Raw genomic sequence first — 1,403 nt, 5'->3', positions numbered from 1 at the left:
ACAATGCCGTTGCTTTTGGTGGTTACTGCCATCTGTGGTTCACGGTAATGACGGCTGGTGGGCGGCGGTGGCTGGCAGGTTCGTCGGGGGCCTTGCTGCTGAACGGGGTGATCGACGACTTCAGCTTGCGGGGGCAGTCGCGTGACCGTCGTGGTGGCAGGAGAGACCAGCGGATCTCGGCGAGGCCGAGAAGGCGGTCATGATCTCGGGCTGAGGGGGGAAAAGCCGCACGGCGTGATCACCGAACGGCGGACAACATGCAGGGCCCGGGTGAACGATGTCCGCTCGGCGGAAGTCTGCGCGATCTGGGCCACCTCGTTGAGCAGGTCGCGGGTCGCGTGGTGGACGATCAGGTGGGCATAGATCTCCTGCCTGACTCCGTCCGGAGTCTGCGAACGCAGGATAGGTCTGCCGCGCTGGTGAGTCTTGATCTCATCGAAGACGATCTCGATCTCCCAGCGCCGGGCATACAGGGTGGCGAGTTCGGCGGCCGGATACTCCTCGTGATCCCTCAGGCTGGTGACAAGCCGAATCACGTCCGCCTGGCCGTCGACGCGGTACTCGATCACCCTCACCAGAGCAGGTGCGGCTTTGACGGTTCCGGCGGCCTTGGCGTGCTTGTTCGCCTGGATGAGGGCCAGGTAACTCCCGTCCGGCAGAACGTCCTGGACCCTGCGGGCGGCCCGCCGCTCGATCCTCCACAGCAGATGGGCGCCACGGTCGCGATAGCGGTGCCAGCGGGCCAGACCCCACAGGCCGCGGTCGGCCAGGACCAGCGTCCCGGCCCCGACATGGGCTTCCAGTTCGTCGGACACGATCCGCTCGGAGTCTTTCCAGCCGCCGATCACCGCGTCCAGCACCGCGTGCGACGAGCACTCCGTCACCGCGACCACCCGGGCCTGCGGATAGCCCATCGGACTGCGTTGCGAGCCGGACTTGCCGAACGTCTCCCGATTGTGAGTCGAATCGGGTACGGCCAGCAGCATCCCGTCCAGAGCCAGGACCCGCAGCCCGCGGAAGAGTTCCGTGCTCCGGCCCAGCGGCCGGGCCACGGCCCGGAACAGCTCTCGCATCACCGGCCAGCCCAACCGCTGCCTCGCCCGTGTCAGGGATGACTTGTTCACCCCGGCCCACGGCCGAAGCGTCGGCTCGCCGGCCTTCACCAACCGCAAAACCTCCAGGTAGTCGGCCTGCGGAAACAGGCACAGTGCGAGCACGAAGTACACCGTGAACCGCGCCGACAGCACACGCCGGCGCTTCTCCACGCACCCGGCCTCAGCAACGACCCGGTCCACCAACTCAGCAGGACACGACCGAGTCAGGATGCCCAACCCCAGCCGCTCCAGACGCGACACCAACACGCATGGCTCAACAGCACGCACACCCCAAAAGCAACGGCATTG

1 protein-coding gene is annotated in these 1,403 nt (G+C 66.7%); it reads right to left on the bottom strand.

Annotated elements, in window-relative coordinates; translation table 11 throughout:
• Positions 1-197 precede the first annotated feature (197 nt).
• The coding region (locus FNH09_RS46360) for an IS4 family transposase (RefSeq protein ID WP_238427499.1) at positions 198-1,403 on the bottom strand (1,206 nt) is incomplete at its 5' end.

The sequence above is a fragment of the Streptomyces adustus genome (assembly GCF_009377175.1).
GTDB lineage: Bacteria > Actinomycetota > Actinomycetes > Streptomycetales > Streptomycetaceae > Streptomyces > Streptomyces adustus.
The sequence above is the reverse complement of the archived record's forward strand: the minus strand, read 5'-3'. Positions and strand labels throughout refer to the sequence as shown.